General features: G+C 64.9%; 21 protein-coding genes. 6 read left to right on the top strand and 15 right to left on the bottom strand.

Translation table 11 applies throughout. The annotated features are described in order from the left end of the window. The 3 genes from P8Y39_00925 to P8Y39_00915 form a co-directional block, all read right to left on the bottom strand. A partial coding sequence (locus P8Y39_00925; protein MEJ2190896.1) for an alcohol dehydrogenase catalytic domain-containing protein occupies positions 1-971 on the bottom strand: 971 nt, incomplete at its 3' end. Then, on the bottom strand, positions 968-2,029 hold the full coding sequence (locus P8Y39_00920) for a zinc-binding dehydrogenase (GenBank protein ID MEJ2190895.1): 1,062 nt from the start codon (positions 2,027-2,029) through the stop codon (positions 968-970). The genes P8Y39_00925 and P8Y39_00920, both read right to left, overlap by 4 nt. Positions 2,030-2,042: 13 nt before the next feature. Continuing rightward, positions 2,043-2,291, bottom strand: a complete 249-nt coding sequence (locus tag P8Y39_00915; protein ID MEJ2190894.1) for a hypothetical protein — start codon at positions 2,289-2,291, stop codon at positions 2,043-2,045. A gap of 222 nt (positions 2,292-2,513) precedes the next feature. Between P8Y39_00915 and gspC the strand changes: the two genes are divergently transcribed. The 5 genes from gspC to P8Y39_00890 all read left to right on the top strand — a co-directional run bounded on the left by gspC (position 2,514) and on the right by P8Y39_00890 (position 8,483). Next, positions 2,514-3,416: a type II secretion system protein GspC gene (gene gspC / locus P8Y39_00910; GenBank protein MEJ2190893.1), complete on the top strand. Its 903-nt coding sequence runs from the start codon at positions 2,514-2,516 to the stop codon at positions 3,414-3,416. Positions 3,417-3,432: 16 nt separating this feature from the next. Next, positions 3,433-5,607 carry a type II secretion system secretin GspD gene (gene gspD / locus P8Y39_00905; protein ID MEJ2190892.1) on the top strand — a complete coding sequence of 725 codons (2,175 nt, stop codon included), beginning with the start codon at positions 3,433-3,435 and terminating at the stop codon, positions 5,605-5,607. 51 nt (positions 5,608-5,658) lie between these two features. Further along, positions 5,659-6,654: a LarC family nickel insertion protein gene (locus P8Y39_00900; GenBank protein ID MEJ2190891.1), complete on the top strand. Its 996-nt coding sequence runs from the start codon at positions 5,659-5,661 to the stop codon at positions 6,652-6,654. A gap of 3 nt (positions 6,655-6,657) precedes the next feature. Beyond that, positions 6,658-7,569, top strand: coding sequence for a selenium metabolism-associated LysR family transcriptional regulator (locus P8Y39_00895; protein ID MEJ2190890.1), 912 nt, complete (start codon positions 6,658-6,660; stop codon positions 7,567-7,569). 92 nt (positions 7,570-7,661) lie between these two features. Next, positions 7,662-8,483 carry a YkgJ family cysteine cluster protein gene (locus P8Y39_00890; protein MEJ2190889.1) on the top strand — a complete coding sequence of 274 codons (822 nt, stop codon included), beginning with the start codon at positions 7,662-7,664 and terminating at the stop codon, positions 8,481-8,483. Here the strand turns inward: P8Y39_00890 and P8Y39_00885 are convergent. From P8Y39_00885 to rpmE, 9 genes are all read right to left on the bottom strand, one after another. Beyond that, positions 8,413-8,823: a hypothetical protein gene (locus tag P8Y39_00885; GenBank protein MEJ2190888.1), complete on the bottom strand. Its 411-nt coding sequence runs from the start codon at positions 8,821-8,823 to the stop codon at positions 8,413-8,415. The genes P8Y39_00890 and P8Y39_00885 overlap by 71 nt on opposite strands. Further along, positions 8,823-9,176, bottom strand: coding sequence for a hypothetical protein (locus P8Y39_00880; GenBank protein ID MEJ2190887.1), 354 nt, complete (start codon positions 9,174-9,176; stop codon positions 8,823-8,825). Before P8Y39_00880 ends, P8Y39_00885 begins: the two co-directional genes overlap by 1 nt. Before the next feature lie 80 nt (positions 9,177-9,256). Next, on the bottom strand, positions 9,257-9,601 hold the full coding sequence (gene atpE / locus P8Y39_00875) for an ATP synthase F0 subunit C (GenBank protein MEJ2190886.1): 345 nt from the start codon (positions 9,599-9,601) through the stop codon (positions 9,257-9,259). 31 nt (positions 9,602-9,632) lie between these two features. Next, complete coding sequence (atpB, locus tag P8Y39_00870) at positions 9,633-10,319, bottom strand: F0F1 ATP synthase subunit A (GenBank protein ID MEJ2190885.1); 687 nt, start codon at positions 10,317-10,319, stop codon at positions 9,633-9,635. 171 nt (positions 10,320-10,490) lie between these two features. Next, positions 10,491-11,405: a mechanosensitive ion channel family protein gene (locus P8Y39_00865; GenBank protein MEJ2190884.1), complete on the bottom strand. Its 915-nt coding sequence runs from the start codon at positions 11,403-11,405 to the stop codon at positions 10,491-10,493. 83 nt (positions 11,406-11,488) lie between these two features. Continuing rightward, positions 11,489-12,358, bottom strand: a complete 870-nt coding sequence (prmC, locus tag P8Y39_00860; protein MEJ2190883.1) for a peptide chain release factor N(5)-glutamine methyltransferase — start codon at positions 12,356-12,358, stop codon at positions 11,489-11,491. Positions 12,359-12,370: 12 nt separating this feature from the next. Next, entirely contained in the window at positions 12,371-13,432 is a 1,062-nt protein-coding gene (gene prfA / locus P8Y39_00855) for a peptide chain release factor 1 (protein MEJ2190882.1), read from the bottom strand. Between the two features lie 7 nt (positions 13,433-13,439). Next, entirely contained in the window at positions 13,440-14,312 is an 873-nt protein-coding gene (locus P8Y39_00850) for a DUF1385 domain-containing protein (GenBank protein ID MEJ2190881.1), read from the bottom strand. A gap of 53 nt (positions 14,313-14,365) precedes the next feature. Then, positions 14,366-14,584 (bottom strand): 50S ribosomal protein L31, encoded by a 219-nt coding sequence (gene rpmE / locus P8Y39_00845; protein MEJ2190880.1) that lies wholly within the window; start codon positions 14,582-14,584, stop codon positions 14,366-14,368. Between the two features lie 189 nt (positions 14,585-14,773). Between rpmE and P8Y39_00840 the strand changes: the two genes are divergently transcribed. Continuing rightward, positions 14,774-15,211 carry a hypothetical protein gene (locus P8Y39_00840; protein MEJ2190879.1) on the top strand — a complete coding sequence of 146 codons (438 nt, stop codon included), beginning with the start codon at positions 14,774-14,776 and terminating at the stop codon, positions 15,209-15,211. Here P8Y39_00840 and P8Y39_00835 read toward each other — a convergent pair. The 3 genes from P8Y39_00835 to acs form a co-directional block, all read right to left on the bottom strand. Then, complete coding sequence (locus tag P8Y39_00835; GenBank protein MEJ2190878.1) at positions 15,198-15,491, bottom strand: hypothetical protein; 294 nt, start codon at positions 15,489-15,491, stop codon at positions 15,198-15,200. The two genes, P8Y39_00840 and P8Y39_00835, sit on opposite strands and share 14 nt — an antisense overlap. Before the next feature lie 162 nt (positions 15,492-15,653). After that, a complete protein-coding gene (locus P8Y39_00830) occupies positions 15,654-16,211 on the bottom strand; it encodes a hydrolase (protein ID MEJ2190877.1) in 558 nt (185 codons plus the stop codon). Positions 16,212-16,217: 6 nt separating this feature from the next. Further along, a complete protein-coding gene (gene acs / locus P8Y39_00825) occupies positions 16,218-18,188 on the bottom strand; it encodes an acetate--CoA ligase (protein MEJ2190876.1) in 1,971 nt (656 codons plus the stop codon). Between the last annotated feature and the right edge of the window lie 42 nt (positions 18,189-18,230).

Below are 18,230 nucleotides of genomic sequence, written 5' to 3'. Positions count from 1 at the left end.
TAGGCACGGGCGGCCTCCTCGAGGGGAAACCGGTGGGTGACGACCATCTCCGCCCTCACCACGCCCTCCGCGATGAGCTCCAGGGCCTCCGCCGTCTCGGCGGGGCCTGCGGAGTAACTGGTCACGATGCTGACGTCCCTGAAATAAAGCTCGTTGGGCTCAATCGTCAGGTGCTCTCCGGGCTGTAGCGGTGTGAACATGAGCACGGTCCCCCCGGGGGCCACGCACCGGAGCCCTTCGTGCAGGGCTTCGGGCGTGCCCGGGCCCACAACGACCAGGTGGGCCATCTCCCCGCCGGTGACCTTGTGCACGGACAGGTGAAGCTCCTCCTGGCCTGCATCGAGGGTCCTGTCGGCCCCAAGCTCGAGGGCTCTTGCGAGCCTGAAGGGGACCCTGTCGGCCCCGAGGACCGTGCCCGCGCCGAATTTCCTGAGCACCAGGGTGTGCAGAACCCCCATGGTGCCCAGTCCGATGACCAACGCGGTGTCGCCGCGCCTCATGGCGGCCCTTCTGAGGCCCTTGACGACGCAAGCCAGGGGCTCCACCAGTGTGCCGTCCTCATAGCTCACGGAATCGGGCAGAAGGAGGGTGTCGTTTTCGAGGTTCACCTCCGGAATGAGGACGTACTCGGCCAGGCCGCCCGGTTCGATGCGGCTTCGGCGCCATGTCTCGCACTGCACGTAATCCCCCCGGCGGCACCGGGGGCATGAGAAGCAGGGGGCATGGTGATGGACGAACACCCTCTGGCCGGCCCCGAAGGAGCGCACCCCGTCGCCCACCTGCACTATCTCTCCCGCGGCCTCGTGCCCGAGGACCAGGGGGGCCTTGCGCTCTATGTACCAGGGCATGACGTCGCCAGAGCAGATGCCCGAGGCCCGGGTGGCCATGAGGGCTTCCCCGGGGCCCACACGGGGGACGGGGACCTCCTCCACCCGTATGTCGCAGAAGCCGTAAAGCCGCGCTGCCTTCACCGCGCCTCTCCGGCCCCGGAGGCCCCCGGGGTCTCGGGGAGGATGGCGTACTTTATCCCCTTGCCCCGGGAGAGGAGGTCAAAGGCCCGGGGGAGCTTGGCAAGGGGGAAGGAGTCCGAGATAAGCTCCCCCGCACCGCGAAGCTTCCCCCCTGCCAGCATCCCGTAGGCCGTCCGGACGTCCGCGGGGGTGTAATGGAAGTCGCCCTTGAGGGTTATTTCGTCATAATGGAGGCGGTGGGCGTCATAGGCAACCCTTCTTCCCGGGGGGCAGCCGCCGAAAAGAACCAGCGTCCCGCCTCGCCTGAGGTAGCCCACGGCCTTCTCCCAGACCTCGGGCCTCCCCGTGCATTCGAAAACGTAGTCAAACCCCATCCCGCCCGGCGTAAGGCGGGAGAGAAGCTTCCTTGCCTTCTCCGGAGTGTCCAGGGCGGCGTCGGCGCCCATCTTCTTGGCCTGTCTCAGGCGGGGGGGAACGGGCTCGGCCACCGCCACGCGGGCCCTCCGGCTCTTGAGCAGAAGGAGGTGCAGAAGCCCGATGGGTCCCGCGCCGATGACGAAAGCCGTTTGGCCCGCCTTTACGCCCAGGGGCTCCACGGCATGGACCACGCAGGAGAGGGGCTCCAGGAGGGCCGCCTCGGCGAAGTCAAGCCGGCGGGGCTTGGGAAAGACGTTCTGGCGGACGACGTGGGCGGGCAGGAGGACGTACTCTGCGAAGGCGCCGAGGACCTTCGTCTCCATGATGCTCTCGCAGAGGTTGAAGAGCTTTCTCTTGCAATACCGGCACGTCAGGCAGGGGGCACTGTGCACGGCCATGACGGCCTGGCCCTCCCTGAAGCCCCGCACGCCCTTGCCCCTGCGCGCCACCACCCCGGAGAACTCGTGGCCGAAGGGGCCGGGCATGGGGATGAGGGAGTGCCCCCTCCGGAAGGCCTTGAGGTCGGTGCCGCAGGTGAGGGCGGCCTTTACCGCGATGAGAAGCTCGCCGGCGGAAGGCTCGGGGACGGGGACCTCGGCCAACCTGACGTCCCCGGGGGCGAGGAGGCGGCTCTGGAGCATCGAAGCCCTACAGCTAGAGATTAAGCCTCCCGCCCAGGACCTGACCCAGGACGGCGGCCACGACGAACAGGGGGATGAAAATCATGTCCAGCCCCGAAAGGACCCGTCCGGCGTAGATGAAGGGGATGGGCGCGTGGATGCAGAGAAACCATGCCAGGGAGAATTTCCTCGTCTTTTTCCTCAGGTATCCCATGGGGAGGTTCAGAAGCAGGGAAAGGGCAAAAACGCCCGCCACCAGGGCCATCTTCGTATTCGTGTCCATTCTTAAAATTACCCCGCGGGGAAAAACAAAGTCAAACCTCTCCTCCCGGCAGGCCGGGGAGGTCGGTCTGCACTGTGCCTCCCAAGGCCCGGCAAATGGTAATATAGAAGAGGGGAAGGCTGCTTTTTTGACACGTCTTTTCCCTTTTGCTATCGTTGCTATGATCTGAGAAGGGGCGTTATAAGAATACCTGCCATTCCGCCCCGGAGGGCGGTCACGGCTTTGCATGTCCTTCTGGTCTCCGCCCTGGTCCTGGCGCTTCTTCTCCTGGCGCGGGATGCGGTGAAGTTTTTCCTTTCGGCCCCCGGTGCGGAGGACGCCGCGCCGAAAGGCGAGGCCCGCGTGCAGGGGCGTCCCGGGGCGGAGCCGCTGATGAGCTACGCCCCCATCCTCTCAAACAATGTCTTCGGCTTCCCCGCGGGGAAGCTCAGCCCACTTTCGGCCAGCCGGGCGAAGGTCGCCGCCGAGAAGGCCCGCCCCAAAGCCGCCTCCAACCTGAAGCTCCTGGGAACGGTGGCCTGGCCCGGGGGCTTCGGGTACGCCATCGTGAGCGGGCAGTCCGGCACGCAGGAGGTTTTCAGGACGGGACAGCATGTCCCCGGGGCGGGCCGCTTGCTCAGGGTGGGCACCAACGAGATCGTCATCGACGAGGGCGGCGGAGCCGAAACGCGGGTCCCCCTGGCCGAGGTCTCACCCATGGCGGCGGCAAAGACACTTAAGATGCCCGGTAAGATGCCCGCGCAGCCCCCTCCGTCGCGGCACACGGCGGCTCCACCCCGCCAGGACTTCGCCCGGCAGACCGGGGAGAACACCTACGTCGTGGACAAAGAGGCCATAGATGCCTCCTTGGCCAATCCCAAGCACGTCCTGACGGACGCGCGCCTTCTTCCGCATGTGGTGGACGGCGTTCAGGACGGGTTCATCATCAGCGAGGTGCGCTCCGGGGGCATCTACGATAACCTCGGGCTCCGCAACGGAGACGTCCTGAGCGCGGTCAACAACCTGAAGCTCTCGGACCCCGAAGTGGCCCTTCAGGCCTTCACGGCCCTGCGGGGACTGGACAAGGTGGAACTGGACGTCGTGCGCGGCGGAGAAAAAATGACCTTGACATACACGATTCGGTAAATCAAAATTAGAGGTCATGACGAAAAGACGGCCTTCCAGAGCGGTCTTGTGTTTTCTTCTCGTTGCGTTTGCCCTTTTTCTTGCCGGGCACGCCCGTGCCGAGCGCACGGACCCGCCCGCGGGCGGGGTCACCTTCAATTTCGTCGACGTGGACATTCCCGCGGTGGCCAAGTTCGTCAGCGAGGTCACGGGCAAGAATTTCATATTCGACGAGCGGGTAAGGGGCAAGATTACCATCATCGCCCCGACCAAGCTCAGCCCCGAGGACGCCTTCAACCTGTTCAGCTCGGTGCTGGACCTGAAGGGTTTCGCCCTGCTGCCATCCGGGGTGGACGCCTACAAGATAGCCCCCGCTTCCGAGGCCCGGCAGTCCGGCGTGCAAGTGACGAGGCAGCGCCCGCCGGTCAACGATAACTACATCGCGCGCCTCATCGAGCTGAAGAACATCTCCTCCGACGATGCCCTCCGGTTCTTGCAGCCGGTGGTCTCCCGCACGGGCTATATCGCGTCTTTCGGTCCGGGGAACTTTCTCCTGGTCCTGGACACCGGCCTGAACGTGCAGAAGATACTGGGCATCCTGAGCGTCATCGACCGCCCCACTATCGGCGAGGAGCCGGAGGTGGTCTTCCTTGAGCATTCCAGTGCCGAGGACGTGGCCAAGATTCTGAACGAGGGCATCCAGAAGCAGGCCCGGGCGGCGCGGCAGCCCGCCGCGAGCAAGGCCATCGCCGAGCGGAGGCTCAACGCCGTGGTCATCTTCGGGAGCAAGAGCGAACGGGAGGCCATGAAGAGGCTCATCAAGCACCTGGACCTGCCTCCGAAGGAGACCCAGGGCACCATAAACGTCTACTTCCTGGAAAACGCGGACGCCGAGGAGATGGCCGACGTCCTGACGAAGCTGGTGGAGGCCGGAACGGCCAAGCCCGGCCAGCCGGGGGCGCCTCCCGCCGCCGCCCGCGGCGGGGTTTTCCGTTCCCTGGACATAAGCATCACGCCGGACAAGGCTACGAACTCCCTGGTCATCGTGGCCTCCCCCGCGGACTACAAGAGCCTGGAGGCCGTCATAAAGAAGCTGGACATAAAGCGCCGGCAGGTCTATGTGGAGGCCATGATAGTGGAGGCCTCCCTGGACAAGCTGCGGGACCTTGGCTCCCAGTGGCGCGCCATTACCCGCCACAACGGGGAACCCGTCTTCATCACGGGGGTGGGCACCATCGACAGCTCCACGATGGCCTCCATCGTCCAGGGCCTTTCGGGCCTGACGGCCGGCGGGCTCGCCCAGTTTTTCAACCTTCAGGTGACCGACCCCAGCGGCGAGACGGTGGACCTGAGCGTTCCGCAGTACGCGGCGCTTTTCCAGCTCGACGAGTTCAGGGACGCGGTGAATGTGCTTTCCACCCCGCAGATCCTGACCTCCGATAACGCCGAGGCCGAGATCGTCGTTGCCGAGAACGTGCCGTTCATCTCCAAGATACAGCGGGGTCTGACCACCGGCGACGAGGTCCCCTTTGCCTCCATCGAACGGCAGGACGTGGGCATCATTCTCAGGATTACCCCCCAGATAACCGAGGGGGACTTCGTGAAGCTGGAAGTCTACCAGGAGATATCCAACGTCCTGCAGACCTCGGAGCAGGTCTTCACCACCGTGGGGCCCACCACCCGGAAACGCTCCACGAACACCGTCGTCAGCGTCAAGGACAAGCAGACCGTGGTCATCGGCGGGCTCATGCAGCAAAGGGAAGAGGTGACCGAGACCCGGGTGCCCCTGCTGCACAGGATTCCCCTGCTGGGATGGCTCTTCAAGTTCAAGACCACCAGCCATGCCAAGACCAACCTCCTGGTCTTCCTCACCCCGCACGTGGTCAAGGACGCCGAAGACCTCCGGGAAATAACCCACAACAAGCGAAGGGCCTTCGTGGAGCGGGAGGGCATGTACGCGCCGGGCGAGCTTATCGTGAAGTTCGTGCAGGGCACGAGCCCCGAGGAGGCCCTCGCCGTTATCCACAAGCACGAGGCCGAGGTCCTGAAGGCCATGGAAGACCTGGGCATCTACCGCATCAAGCTCCGGAAAGGCCAGAGCGTCAAGGACGCCCTCGAGGAGTTCGGCCGCTTACCCGAGGTCAGGGACGCGGAGCCCAACTTCGAGCTCTCCCTGGAGGGCCTGAAGCCCGTGGAAAAGGGCAATCGCTGAGATGCCCGTCCCTCCTCTGGGGGGCCTGTCTCCGGCCGGAGGGGGCGCGCCATGAGAAAGCCACCCCCCAGGACGGCCTGGTTTGACTGCTTCTCCGGCATCAGCGGCGACATGTGCCTGGGCGCGCTGGTGAGCGCCGGAGTTCCCCTTGCCAGGGTCCGCGAAGGGCTCGGGAAGCTCCCCCTCAAGGGGTATGCCCTGGGGCAGCGGAAGGTCCGCCGCGGCGGCCTCGTGGCCACCAAGGTGGACGTGGTCGTCACCGACAAGGGCCGGAGGCGGTGGAAGGACGTGGAGGGTATCATCGCCGGCGCACGGCTTCCGTCCGCCCTGAAAAAGAAAGGCCTCGACATCTTCGCCGCACTTTTCGAGGCGGAGGGCAGGGTCCACGGGATGCCGTGGGACGCCGTGCACCTGCATGAGCTGGGGGCGGTGGACTGCATCGTGGACGTCATGGGCACCCTCATCGGCCTTGAGGCGCTGGGGGCGCGTGACGTCCGGTTCTCGCCCCTCAACGTGGGCGGCGGCGAAACCCCAACGGCCCACGGCACCATGCCGGTGCCCGCCCCCGTGACGGCGGAGCTGACCCGGGGGCTTCCCGTCTACGGCACGGAGGGCCCCGAGCTTACAACCCCCACCGGCGCGGTCCTGGCCCGGGAGCTGGCCTCGGGCTTCGGGCCGCTTCCGCCCTTCGAGGAGGGGGCGCTCGACGTGACCATCACCCAGGCCATCATGAAAAAGGGGAGGCCCGGAATCCTCTTCACGGTCCTCTCCAGGCCCCAGAGCGTGCCGGTGCTCACGGAGGTCCTTTTCCGGGAGACCACGACCCTGGGCGTCAGGCGCTACAGGGCGGAGCGGGCGGTTCTCGCGCGGTCGGTGCGGAAGGTGAAAACACCCCTGGGGACGGTCCGGGTCAAGGAGGCTAGGTGGGGCGGGCGGCTCCTCAGGGGCGTGCCCGAGCACGAGGACATGAGGCGGGCCGCCCGGCGGCACAACGTCTCCCTGGCCGAGGTGCGGGAGGCCGTCGAGAAAGCAAACGGGAAGGGATAGGCCGTGGATGTACACTGTCTCAGGGTGTTCGTCTCGGTCTTCAAGAACCGGAGCTTCACCAGGGCGTCCCTGGAGCTCAACCTCACCCAGCCCACCGTGAGCGAGCACGTCAGGCGCCTGGAAGAGGAGCTCGAGACCCGGCTCTTCGACCGGATGGGAAGACAGGTCGTCCCCACGGCGGAAGCGGAGCTCCTTTATGAGAGGGCCCTGGAGATAATCGAGAAGGTCCGTGACATAAGAGCCGAACTGGGCCGTTTCCGGGGCGAGGTAGCCGGGACCCTCTCGGTGGGGGCCAGCACCATCCCGGGGGGCTACATCCTCCCCGCCCTGATGGCCGGCTTCGGGAGGAAGCATCCGGGGGTCTTTTTCCGGGTGCTCATCGAGGACTCCCGGAAGATAACGGAGATGGTCCTCCGGGGCGAGCTTCTCATCGGCGTGGTGGGGGCCAGGATGAGCAGGACGAGCATCGAGTACAGGGCCTTCCTGGAGGACGAGCTTGTCCTGGCGGCCGCCCCCGGGCTTCTCCCGAAGAAGGAAATTACCCCGGCGGAGCTTCCCGGCGTCCCCCTTCTTCTGAGGGAGGAGGGCTCCGGGACCCGCAAGAGCACGGAGGAGCATCTGGCGGCCAAGGGCCTCGCCCTCAAGGACCTCACGGTCTCGGCGGTGCTGGGCTCGACCAACGCCGTCACCCAGGCGGTGCGGGCGGGCCTCGGTGCCTCGGTGCTCTCCCGCTTGGCCATAGAGGACGACCTCAGGGAGGGGAAGGTAGAGCGCATCCGGATAAAGGGGCTCAGGATGCCCCGGAGCTTCTTCGTCATCACCCACAGGAGCCGCTCCCTCCCGGCCCAGTACCGGGCCTTCCTGGCTTATTTGCTTTCCCACGGCAAGCCGCGGCCGCCCCGGGGCCGGCCGTGACGGGTGGGGGGTCCCTGCTTGCCCTTTGTTCTCCCGGAAGCCGTGTGGTAAAATAGAAAATCTCTTATTTGGATAGAAGGGGGAGCCTTTCGATGTTTAACATGCGCGCCGTTCAGCCCACCCGCCTGGACCCGGAGACCAGGTTCAAGTTCCGGTGCTATCCCGGCATCGGCTGTTTTACCAGGTGCTGCAGCAACATAGACATCATGCTGACCCCTTACGACGTCCTGCGGATGACCCGGCGGCTGGGCATCTCGAGCGAGGAGTTCCTGGACACCTATACCACCATGCGCATAGACGAGAAATCCTCCCACCCCTACGCGTACCTGAAGCTCAAGGACGACGACGACAGGCTCTGCCCCTTCGTCACGCCCGAGGGCTGCACCATCTACACCGACCGCCCGGCGAGCTGCCGCTACTATCCGGTGGGACAGGCCACCATGAAGAAGCGCGACGACGCCGGCGGCCTGGTGCACGAGGAGTTTTATTTCTTCGTGAAGGAGAAGCACTGCCAGGGCTTCCGTGAGCCGACGGAGTGGACCGTCCAGAGCTGGAGGGAGGACCAGGAGGCCGAGCACTACGACGCCATGAACAGGGAGTGGAAGGACCTCCTCATGCGGAGGAACCTCCCCGGAGGGAAGGGCCTGGACCCCCGGAAGCAGACCCAGTTCTTCATGGCCAGCTACGACCTGGACAGGTTCAGGCGCTACGTCTTCGAGAGCAGGTTCCTCAAGGTCTTCGAGGTCTCCCCGGAAGAGGCCGAAAAGATGCGGACGGACGACGTGGCCTTGATGAAATTCGCCTTCAGGTACCTGAAATACCTGCTGATGATGGAAAAGACCCTCAGCCTGCGCGAGGGTGCAGTTTCTTCTGCGGAGAAGCAGGAGGAGAAGAAAGGCCCAGGCGCTCCGTAATCCAGTCCTCCGTCGGCTGGTCGATGGGGTACATCCCGCAGTAATCCCGCACGCCTTCCCTTTTCACGGCGGCAAGGAGCATCTCGCGGGGAACGTCCTGTACCTCCCCCACGGTCCGGCTCGTCAGGTTGTACGTCTTCATGACCATGAGGCTCGGCTGCTCGGGGTTGCCTTCCTCGTAGTCGATGTAGAACATGAACCCCTGGGTCTCCTCCACGAGCCGGCGCTTGTCCGCGCCGGTTACGAACCGGGGGCGAAAGAGCACCTCGGGCGTGACGTCCAGCCTCAGGTGCCTCATGAAGACGCCGTTTTTGGCGAGCCTCTCCAGATGAAGTTTCATCAGGCCTCTCCGGACGTGCCCCTCTCGAGCATGTATTTCTCGATGGCGGCCTGCTCCACGTCCTTGAGCATCTCCTTCCTGGCCCTCTCCAGGCGCTTCTCGGAGAGCTTGAGCATCCGCGAGACCTCTGCGAGGCTCTTGCCCTTCTGGAAATGAAGCTCGGCCAGGAGCACTTTCAGGGCGTCGTCCAGCAGGGCCGCCCGCAGGTTCTCGTCCCTGACCTCGATGAGCTTGGCCGCCTGCTCGAAGGACATGCTCTTCTCGAGCACGGCGTTCTTTATCCTGTCGACCGACTCCTTGTACTTCTTTTCTTCTTCCGGGACGAGGTCGTCGTACCAGGGCTTTTCTTCCATGGGCATATTCTACCACCTATGGTGCGGGAATGAAAAACGAGGCGGGAGGCCCCGGCGGGGCCTCCCGGGAGAAAACGGCCTCAGACCCCGAAGGGGTTGGCGTAAAGGACGATGAGGACCACGACCAGGGCATAAATACACAGGGACTCGATCATGGCCAGACCCACGATGAGGGTGGTCATGATTTTGCCCGAGACGCCCGGGTTCCTGGCCGTGCCCTCGCAGGCCCGGCTCAGGCCAGTGCCCATGCCGATGCCGGTCCCCAGGGCGGCCAGCCCGATGGCCAGTCCGCAGCCCAGCACGGCGGTGGCGTAATAGCTCAGCTTGGCGATGGGCATCCCCCCCTCTTCGGCCGCGAAGGCCAGGGCGGAGAAGCCCAGCACCGCGATGAACGTAAGCAGCAGTACGGCGACGGTCTTTTTCATTCTTCCTCCTCCATAGAAACGTGTAGAGATATTAATGTGCTTCCTCCACGGCGCCCGCAAGATAGAGCGTCGTCAGAAGAGCAAACACGAAAGCCTGTACAACGCTGACCAGCACGCCCAGGACCAGGATGGGCACGGGCGCGAACAGGGGAACCAGCACGGCCAGGACCAGAAGGAGCTGGTGCTTGGCCGTCATGTTGCCGAAGAGCCGCACCGAAAGGGTGAGCGGACGGGCCAGATGAGAGATGACCTCGATGACGAACATCAGAAGCATCAGGGGCAGGGCCAAAAGGGTCTGGATGGGCCCGAAGAAATGTCTCATGTAGCTGAACTTGTGCACCCTGAAGCCGTAGTAGTGCGTGGCCAGGAACACGGGCACCGCCATGCTGGCCGTCATGTTGAGGTTGGCCGTGGGCGAGACGAAACCCGGGATGAGGCCGAAGAAGTTGCAGACCATGATGTAGATGAAGATGGTGGCTATCAGAGGGAAGAAGGGCCTTCCCCAGTGCTCCCCGATGGAGTCCTCGGCGAGCTGCAGCATGGCTCCGGCCACCACTTCCACCACGTTCTGGGTTCCCCGCGGCACCAGGGCCATCGCCCCCCGCACTATCAAGGCTATGATGATGACGACGATGGAGGCAAGAAAGCCGTAGGAGACAAAGTGGGGCACCACATGGGAGTCCACAATCCAGTCCATAAACATGAACTCTTCGTGCATGGTGTTTCCTCCAGCGGGGGATTAGAGTGCACCTATACTACAGAACCGCCCGGGCAAAGGTCAAGAAATGAGGCCATAATAATATCTTATCCGTGTATTTGGGTAGACGCCCGGGGGTCGAAAAAGGAGTGCCTGGGGCTCTCGCAGACCCGTACGCTCCCGGGACCCCTTTCAGGGCTTCGGGGGCGCGCCGCCCCCCTTCTCCCGGAGGGCCACCCTCAAGGGCGGGGCCTGGCCCTGCTTGTCCTCGCCCATGTACAGGGTGATGTGGGGGAAGGGTATCTCTATGCCGCGCTCGTCGAAGGCCTTCTTGAGGCGGCGGTTGAACTCGCGCCCCACCCGCCACTGCTGGATGGGCATGGTCTTGGTGCGGGCCTTGATGACTATGGCGCTGTCTCCGAACTGGTCCAGGCCCAGTATCTCGATGGGCTCCAGGATGTCGTCCTTGAACCCGGGGTCCCGGCGAAGCCCGGCATCCACCTCCTTGATGACCTCGACGACCTCGTCCACGTCCTCCCGGTACGCCACCCCCACGTCGAAGACGTAGCGGGAGTACTCCTTGGTCATGTTGGTCACCACGGCGATCTGCCCGTTCCTCACGTAATGCACGTTGCCCGCCAGGTCCCGGAGGATGGTCATGCGGAGGTTGACCTGCTCCACCAGGCCGCCCTTGTCCGCTATCTGCACGACGTCGCCCACCCGTATCTGGTCCTCGATGAGGATGAAAAACCCGCTGATGACGTCGTGCACCAGGGTCTGGGCGCCGAAGCCCACGGCCAGGCCTACCACGCCGGCGGCCGCCAGCAAGGGGCCGATGTCCACCCCGAACTGCTTCAGAAGCATCATGGCCGCCACGACCAGGACGACCACGGTGAGGGCGTACTGGACGACGTGGCTCAGGGTTTCGGCCCGCTTCTGAAACTCCACGTCCTCTTCCTTCTGCCTGCTCAGCAGGGCGGCCAGGCGCCGCGACAGGAGCTTCACGGCCTTCAGGACCACCAGGGCCAGGATGAGGATGAGGACTATCCGAAGGCCGCTGGTAAGGAACCAATGACCGACCTCTTGCACATACTGCTCGATGTTCATGCGTACCCCCTCACGCGCGGTCTCCGGAAAGCGCTCGCCGCTTTCCCGTGTGTGCTACATATTCTCTTGATTCGGGCCGGATGTCAAGGATGCTTCGGCAGGCGGAAGAGCACGACGCGCTTGACCCCGGTGCAGTCGACCACGGTGTGGACAAGCCTGAGTCCCGCCCCCTCGGCCATGTTCTGCACGCGGGGGGCCTGGTGCAGGCCCACCTCCAGGGCCAGAATCCCCCCGGGGCTCATGTGAAGGGGGGCGGCGCCCAGGATTTCCCTGTAGAAGCGGAGGCCGTCGGGGCCCCCGTCCAGGGCCTCCCGGGGCTCCCAGTCCCGCACCTCGGGCTCCAGGGCGGCGATGACGCCGCTTTCCACGTAAGGGGGGTTGCCCACGATGCCGTCGAAGAGAAGGCCGCCGACGGGCTCGAAGAGATGACCCCGGCGGAACTGGACGTTTCCGATGCCGTTTGCCTTGGCACTCCGCCGCGCGTAGCGCAGGGCCTCGGCGGAAATGTCGGTGCCGTAGAGCCGGGCGCCGGGAAGCTCCCGGCCCAGGGCCAGGGCCACCGCCCCGCTTCCGGTGCAGAGGTCCAGGACCCTGAGGACGCGGCCCTTCCCGGCGTGCGTGAGGAACTCGTGCACCAGAAGCTCCGTCTCCGGACGGGGGATGAGTACGCCGGGGCCCACCGCTATGGCGAGCCCGAGGAAGTCCACATACCCCATGACGTACTGAAGGGGCTCCCGCCTGCCGCGCCTCTCAAGGAGGACGTGGAGCCTCTTTTGGCTCTCCGGCGCGACGCGCGGGTCGTCGCGGTAGAGGGTGACGCGGTCGATGGAGAGGACGTGGGTGAGGAGTATCTCGGCCTCCTTGCCGGCCTCCGGGATGCCGGCCCCGGCCAGGGTCCGGGCGGCCTCCCTGAGAAGGAAGAGGGCGGTGGGCGGCTCCGGGCGGGGACTCACGCGGGCCCTCCCTCAGACGGTCTTGAGCTTTTCCGCCTGGAAGTGCAGGTCCAGCTGGTCGATAAGCTCGTCCAGGTTGCCGCCCAGGACCTCCTCCAGCCTGTGCAGGGTGAGGCCCACCCGGTGATCGGTCACGCGGTTCTGGGGGAAGTTGTAGGTCCGGATGCGCTCGCTCCGGTCCCCGGTGCCCACCTGGGCCTTCCGGTGTTCCGCGCGTTCCCGCTCCTTGGCCTCCTGCTCCATCTCGTACAGGCGTGCGCGGAGCACCTTGAGGGCCTTCTCCTTGTTCTTTATCTGGGAGCGCCCGTCCTGGCACTGCACGGTGAGCCCCGTGGGGATATGCACGATGCGGACGGCGGAGTAGGTGGTGTTGACCCCCTGTCCGCCGGGACCGGAGGCGCAGAAGGTGTCCGTCCGGAGGTCCTTCTCCTCCAGCTTGACGTCCACGTCCTCGGCCTCCGGCAGGACCGCCACGGTGGCCGCGGAGGTGTGGATGCGCCCCTGGGCCTCGGTCTGCGGGACGCGCTGCACCCGGTGCACGCCGCTTTCGTACTTGAGGCGGCTGTACGCCCGCGCTCCCGTGATGGTGGCGATGATCTCCTTTATGCCCCCGACTCCGGTGGGGCTGGATTCCATGACCTCCACCTTCCACCCCCTGGATTCGGCGTATTTGGAGTACATCCTGAAAAGGTCGGCGGCGAAGAGCCCCGCCTCCTCGCCGCCCGTGCCGGCGCGGATTTCCAGGATGACGTTCTTCTCGTCCCGGGGGTCCTTGGGGATGAGGGCCAGCTTGAGCTTCTCCTCCAGGGCGGCGGCGCGCTCCTCCAGGGAATGCAGCTCCTCCCGGGCCAGCTCCCGCATCTCCTTGTCCGGGCTTTTCAAGAGCTCGCGGGTCTCCTGCCTCTCCAGAAGGGCCTTCTTGTACTCCTCGATCATCCGCACCACGGGGGCCAGGTCGGACTGCTCCTTGGAGTACGTCTGCAGAAGGCGCTGGTTGCGGATGACCTCCGGATCGGTAAGCAGGAGGTTCAGCTCCTCGTATCTTTTCTCTATGGCGTCAAGTTTCTCAAGCATGTCTCTTTCATTCCTCTTCCATGGCCAGCACCTCGGTGAGGGCCCTGGCGGCCACCTCGAGCTGGGCCTCGTCCGGCTCCCGGGTGGTCAGGCGCTGAAGCATGAGCCCCGGCAGCACGAGGAGCCGGACCAGGGGGTTGTCCTTCCTCCGGTCCGAGAGCTTCAGGACCTCGTAGGACACCCCCGCGATAAGGGGAATGAGCACCACCCGGGCCAGGAACTTCCCGAGGAAGGGCCAGGCCTTGGGGATGAAGGAAAAAACCAGGATGCTCACCACCATGACGATCATCAGGAAGCTCGTCCCGCAGCGCGGATGAAGCGGGCTCTGCGACTTGGCCTCCCCGGGGCTCGGGCCGAGCCCCGCCTCGAAGGCATGGATGACCTTGTGCTCCGCCCCGTGGTACTCGAAGATGCGCCGCATCTCACTCCAGAACCCGATGCCCACGACGTACACGAGGAAGACCGCCACGCGGACGACGCCGTCGGCGAGGTTGAACAGGAGCGAGCTTTCGGCCACCGAGGGCAGGGCCATCCCCAGGAGCTTGGCCGCGTAAAGCGGCACCAGGATGAAAAGCACCACGGCCAGGGCCACGGCCAGGACGATGGAGAAGGCGATGGAGCCCCGCCCCGCCTGCTCCTCTTCGGGGAAGGCCGCGCTGGCCGAGTACTCCAGCGCCCGTATGCCTATGGAAAGGGTGTGATACAGGGTGACCACCCCCCTTACGAGGGGGAGCCGCAAGTGGCGGGGGAGCTCCTTCAGGGGCTCCCGTTTCAGTTGGATTCCGCCCGAAGGGTCTCTGACGGCCACCGTCCAGCCCCGCCGGGCCTTCATCATGACCCCTTCTATGACCGCCTGGCCGCCGATGTGTTTCATCCGCAAAAAAGCCGTCAGCACCCCGGAGGCAATGCCGACGGCCGTCCTCTTCTGGCTTGCTAACTTTCCTGCTGCTTCTTCTTCCGGGCGTACTTCTTCTTGAACTTCTCGACCCGGCCTTCGGTGTCCACTATCTTCTGCCTCCCCGTGAAGAAGGGGTGGCAGTTGGAGCATATATCGACGTGGATTTTCTCCTTCGTGGACCGCGTGGCGAAGGTCTCCCCGCACGCGCAGACCACCTGTGCTTCCTTGTAATTCGGATGAATGCCTTCCTTCACTGTGTCGTCCTCCGAGATGATTTCAACTATATATTATACCTTTCCCGCCGGAAATCATCAAGCTTTGAAGGGAAAGGGCTCGGGGAGCAAGGCCCGGAGAAAAAGGAGGATTTTTCGGAAACTTGACAGCGGGCCCCGTCTGGTATACCTATGTGGGGGAAACCATGCGCAGCGAGGAGGACGGAAGCCATGCAGAACGGAAAGCGGGTCGCCCTGGCCCTGGTGACGCTCAGGGCGGGGGTCTTTGTCGTCATGTTCATGTGGACGCTGGATAAGTTCGTCAATGCCTCCCATTCGGCGGGGGTCTTCCGGAGCTTCTACGGCGTCGAGCTGGGGGAGGGCTTCTTCTACGCGGTGGGGGCGCTGGAAATGCTTCTCATCGTGGCCTTCGCCCTGGGCCTTTGGAAGAGGCTGAGCTACGGGCTCGTCCTTCTGATGCACCTTGCCTCCACCCTGGCGGCCTGGAAGCAGTACCTCAACCCCTGGGAGCTTCCAAACCTGCTTTTTTTCGCGGCCTGGCCCATGCTGGCCGCGTGCTTCGCGCTGTACTACCTGAGGGACATGGACGTCCTCTGGGTAGTGCGGAAGCCCCGCCCCGCGGGCGGGGGGCTGGCTACCTCGGAGTGATGGCGCCCGTCTCGGGGTCGTAGGCGTAGGTCTGGGGAGACAGCTCCAGCCCGGAGAAGGCGGCCAGTTCATCCACGCTCTCCGGATACCGTCCCTCCGCCGCCCTGAAGGCCTGGATGGATTGGCGGAGTGCCCGGAGGCTTGCGGCATCGGCTGTCGTGGCGGCCTTTTCCCGGGACTTGAGGAGGCCCGTGCCGTACTCGTGAACCGGGTTGGCCTCGCAACCCACGAAAGGCAGGGCCCAGAGCGCGGCCAGAAGAAGAAAGACGATTGCCCTCATGCGGGATTCTATCACGGGGGGAGAAGGAGCGCTGTGTTTTCGCTCACCTCCCCGGCGCTTTCCCGGGGCGGCGAGCCCGCTCCTTGCAGCCTCCTCAGGAAGGATTTCTTGAGGGACTCCCCCGCGTTTTCGAGTCAGCGTGCGCCGCGTGTGTCCGGGAGTCTACTTGATGAGCTTTGAGATGGCTTTGAACTCCTCGGTCCCGGCGCGCTCCATGAGCTGAAAGAGCACCGTTTCGGTGGAGGAGACCACGGCCCCGGCGTCCCGGGCCAGGGCCAGGCCCAACCGCCAGTTCTCCTTGGTGCGGGAGCAGACGGCATCGCTTACGAGGTGCACGCCGTAGCCGTCCCTGAGAAGGCCGAGGCCGGTCTGCCACACGCAGACGTGGGTCTCCATGCCGGTGAGGACGACCTTCTCCCTGCCCGTCCGGGTGAGGGCCTCCCTGAAGGCCGGCTCCTCGGCGCAGCCGAAGCAGAGCTTCTCTATGGGGGAGTATCCGGGGACGGCCTCCCTGAGCTCCGGCACGGTGGGGCCCAGGCCCCCGGGGTACTGCTCGGTCACCAGCACCGGGATGCCCAGTACCCCGGCCGCCTGAAGCAGGCGGAGGCAGTTGCGCGTGACCTCCGCGCGCACCGGCATGGCCGAGGCCAGCTTCTCCTGGACGTCCACCAGGACGAGGACGGCCTCGTCCCGGTGGATGAAGAACCGCTGGAGCCCCACGCGCCCCTAGAGCCGCCCGTGAAGCAGGCTCTTCACCACGGAGGGGTCGGCCAGGGTGGAGGTGTCCCCCAGGTCCTCATCCCCGCGGGCAATCTTGCGGAGGATGCGGCGCATGATCTTGCCGCTCCGGGTCTTGGGCAGTCCCGGGGCGAACTGCATCTTGTCGGGGGTGGCGATGGGGCCGATGACCGAGCGGACGTGGCCCCTGAGGGTCTTGACCAGCTCGTCGGTGGGCTCCACGCCCTCCTTCAGGGTGACGTAGACGTAGATGCCCTCGCCCTTTATCTCGTGGGGGTAGCCCACCACGGCGGCCTCGGCCACGGCCTCGTGGCTCACCAGGGCGCTTTCCACCTCGGCGGTGCCGATGCGGTGGCCCGAGACGTTGATGACGTCGTCGATGCGGCCCATGAGCCAGTAATCGCCGTCATCGTCGACGCGGGCGCCGTCGCCGGTGAAGTACGTGCCCGGGAAGCGGCTGAAGTAGACCTCCTTGACCCGCTTGTTCTCGGGGTCGCCGTAGGTCCCCCGGATCATTCCCGGCCAGGGCTTCTCTATGACCAGGTAGCCGCCCTCGTTGGCGGAAGCCTCCGAGCCGTCCTCCTTGAGAACCTTGGGCACCACGCCGGGGAAAGGCCGGTTGGCCGAGCCGGGCTTCAGCGTCATGGCCCCCGGCAGGGGGGTTATCAGGATGCCCCCGGTCTCCGTCTGCCACCACGTGTCCACGATGGGCAGTTTCCCCTTGCCCACGTGGGTGTGGTACCACATCCAGGCCTCGGGGTTGATGGGCTCGCCCACCGTCCCCAGGAGCCTGAGGGAGGACAGGTCGTACTTCTCCGCCCACTGCGGGCCTTCGCGCATCAGGGCCCGGATGACCGTGGGGGCCGTGTAGATGGTGTTGACCTGGTGCTTGTCGCAGATGTCCCAGAACCTTCCGGGGTCCGGGTAGGTGGGCACGCCCTCGAACATGAGGCTCGTGGCCCCCGCCGACAGGGGGCCGTAGACGATGTAGCTGTGGCCCGTAATCCACCCGATGTCGGCGGTGCAGAAGAATATGTCCTCGTCGTGGTAGTCGAATATCCACCGGAAGGTGAGGTTGGTAAAGAGAGTGTATCCACCGGTGGTGTGCAGCACGCCCTTGGGCTTGCCCGTGGAGCCCGACGTATAGAGGATGAACAGGGGGTCCTCCGCCTCCATCTGCTCCGGCTCCACGCGCAGGGGCAGGTCCTTGGCCGCCATCTCCTCGTGCCACCACAGGTCCCTGCCATTTTCCATGGGCACGTCCCCGCTGCTTCGCCTGACCACGATGACCTTCTGCACCGTGGGGCTTTCCTCCAGGGCGGCGTCGGCGTTGGTCTTCAGAGGAACCCTGCGGCCGCCGCGGATGCCCCAGTCCGCCGTGATGACCATGGAGGCCTGGCAGTCGTTGATGCGGTCCCTCAGGGAGGTGGAGGAGAAGCCGCCGAAGACGATGCTGTGAATGGCCCCTATCCGGGCGCAGGCCAGCATGGCGATGGCAAGCTCCGGAATCATGGGCAGGTAGATGGTCACGCGGTCGCCCTTCCTGACCCCGTGCTTTTTGAGTACGCCCGCGAACCTGTTGACCTCGTACCAGAGCTGCTGGTAGGTATAGGTCTTGTACGTGCCGTCGTCGGCCTCCCAGATGAGGGCCGCCTTGTTTCTGCGGTCGCTATCCAGGTGGCGGTCGATGCAGTTGTAGCAGGCGTTGAGCGTGCCGCCCCGAAACCACTTCATCTCGGGCTTCTCGAAGTCGTATTCAAGAACCTTGTCCCACTTCCTGTACCAGGTGATGTATCTGTCGGCCATCTCGGCCCAGAACCCTTCGGGGTCCTCGACGGAGCGCCTGTAGAGGTCCTCGTACTGCTGCATGCTCGAGACGTGGGCCTTTTGGGAAAACCAGTCCGGCGGCGCAAACAGCCTCTGCTCCGCCATGAAGACTTCAATGCCCTTTTCAGCCATGCCTGCCTCCTTTTTTGAGAATGGGTTACGCTTTTTTTCTAA

Source organism: Nitrospirota bacterium (genome assembly GCA_037386965.1).
Lineage (GTDB): Bacteria > Nitrospirota > Thermodesulfovibrionia > Thermodesulfovibrionales > JdFR-86 > JARRLN01.
The sequence above is the reverse complement of the archived record's forward strand: the minus strand, read 5'-3'. Positions and strand labels throughout refer to the sequence as shown.

Excerpts from the sequence above, each read along its gene's own strand:
- P8Y39_00920 (MEJ2190895.1), bottom strand. The coding sequence starts at position 2,029 with ATGCTCCAGAGCCGCCTCCTCGCCCCCGGGGACGTCAGGTTGGCCGAG.
- P8Y39_00915 (MEJ2190894.1), bottom strand. The coding sequence starts at position 2,291 with ATGGACACGAATACGAAGATGGCCCTGGTGGCGGGCGTTTTTGCCCTT.
- gspD (MEJ2190892.1), top strand. The coding sequence starts at position 3,433 with ATGACGAAAAGACGGCCTTCCAGAGCGGTCTTGTGTTTTCTTCTCGTT.
- P8Y39_00900 (MEJ2190891.1), top strand. The coding sequence starts at position 5,659 with ATGAGAAAGCCACCCCCCAGGACGGCCTGGTTTGACTGCTTCTCCGGC.
- P8Y39_00890 (MEJ2190889.1), top strand. The coding sequence starts at position 7,662 with ATGTTTAACATGCGCGCCGTTCAGCCCACCCGCCTGGACCCGGAGACC.
- P8Y39_00885 (MEJ2190888.1), bottom strand. The coding sequence starts at position 8,823 with ATGAAACTTCATCTGGAGAGGCTCGCCAAAAACGGCGTCTTCATGAGG.
- P8Y39_00880 (MEJ2190887.1), bottom strand. The coding sequence starts at position 9,176 with ATGGAAGAAAAGCCCTGGTACGACGACCTCGTCCCGGAAGAAGAAAAG.
- atpE (MEJ2190886.1), bottom strand. The coding sequence starts at position 9,601 with ATGAAAAAGACCGTCGCCGTACTGCTGCTTACGTTCATCGCGGTGCTG.
- atpB (MEJ2190885.1), bottom strand. The coding sequence starts at position 10,319 with ATGCACGAAGAGTTCATGTTTATGGACTGGATTGTGGACTCCCATGTG.
- P8Y39_00865 (MEJ2190884.1), bottom strand. The coding sequence starts at position 11,405 with ATGAACATCGAGCAGTATGTGCAAGAGGTCGGTCATTGGTTCCTTACC.
- prfA (MEJ2190882.1), bottom strand. The coding sequence starts at position 13,432 with ATGCTTGAGAAACTTGACGCCATAGAGAAAAGATACGAGGAGCTGAAC.
- P8Y39_00840 (MEJ2190879.1), top strand. The coding sequence starts at position 14,774 with ATGCAGAACGGAAAGCGGGTCGCCCTGGCCCTGGTGACGCTCAGGGCG.
- P8Y39_00835 (MEJ2190878.1), bottom strand. The coding sequence starts at position 15,491 with ATGAGGGCAATCGTCTTTCTTCTTCTGGCCGCGCTCTGGGCCCTGCCT.
- acs (MEJ2190876.1), bottom strand. The coding sequence starts at position 18,188 with ATGGCTGAAAAGGGCATTGAAGTCTTCATGGCGGAGCAGAGGCTGTTT.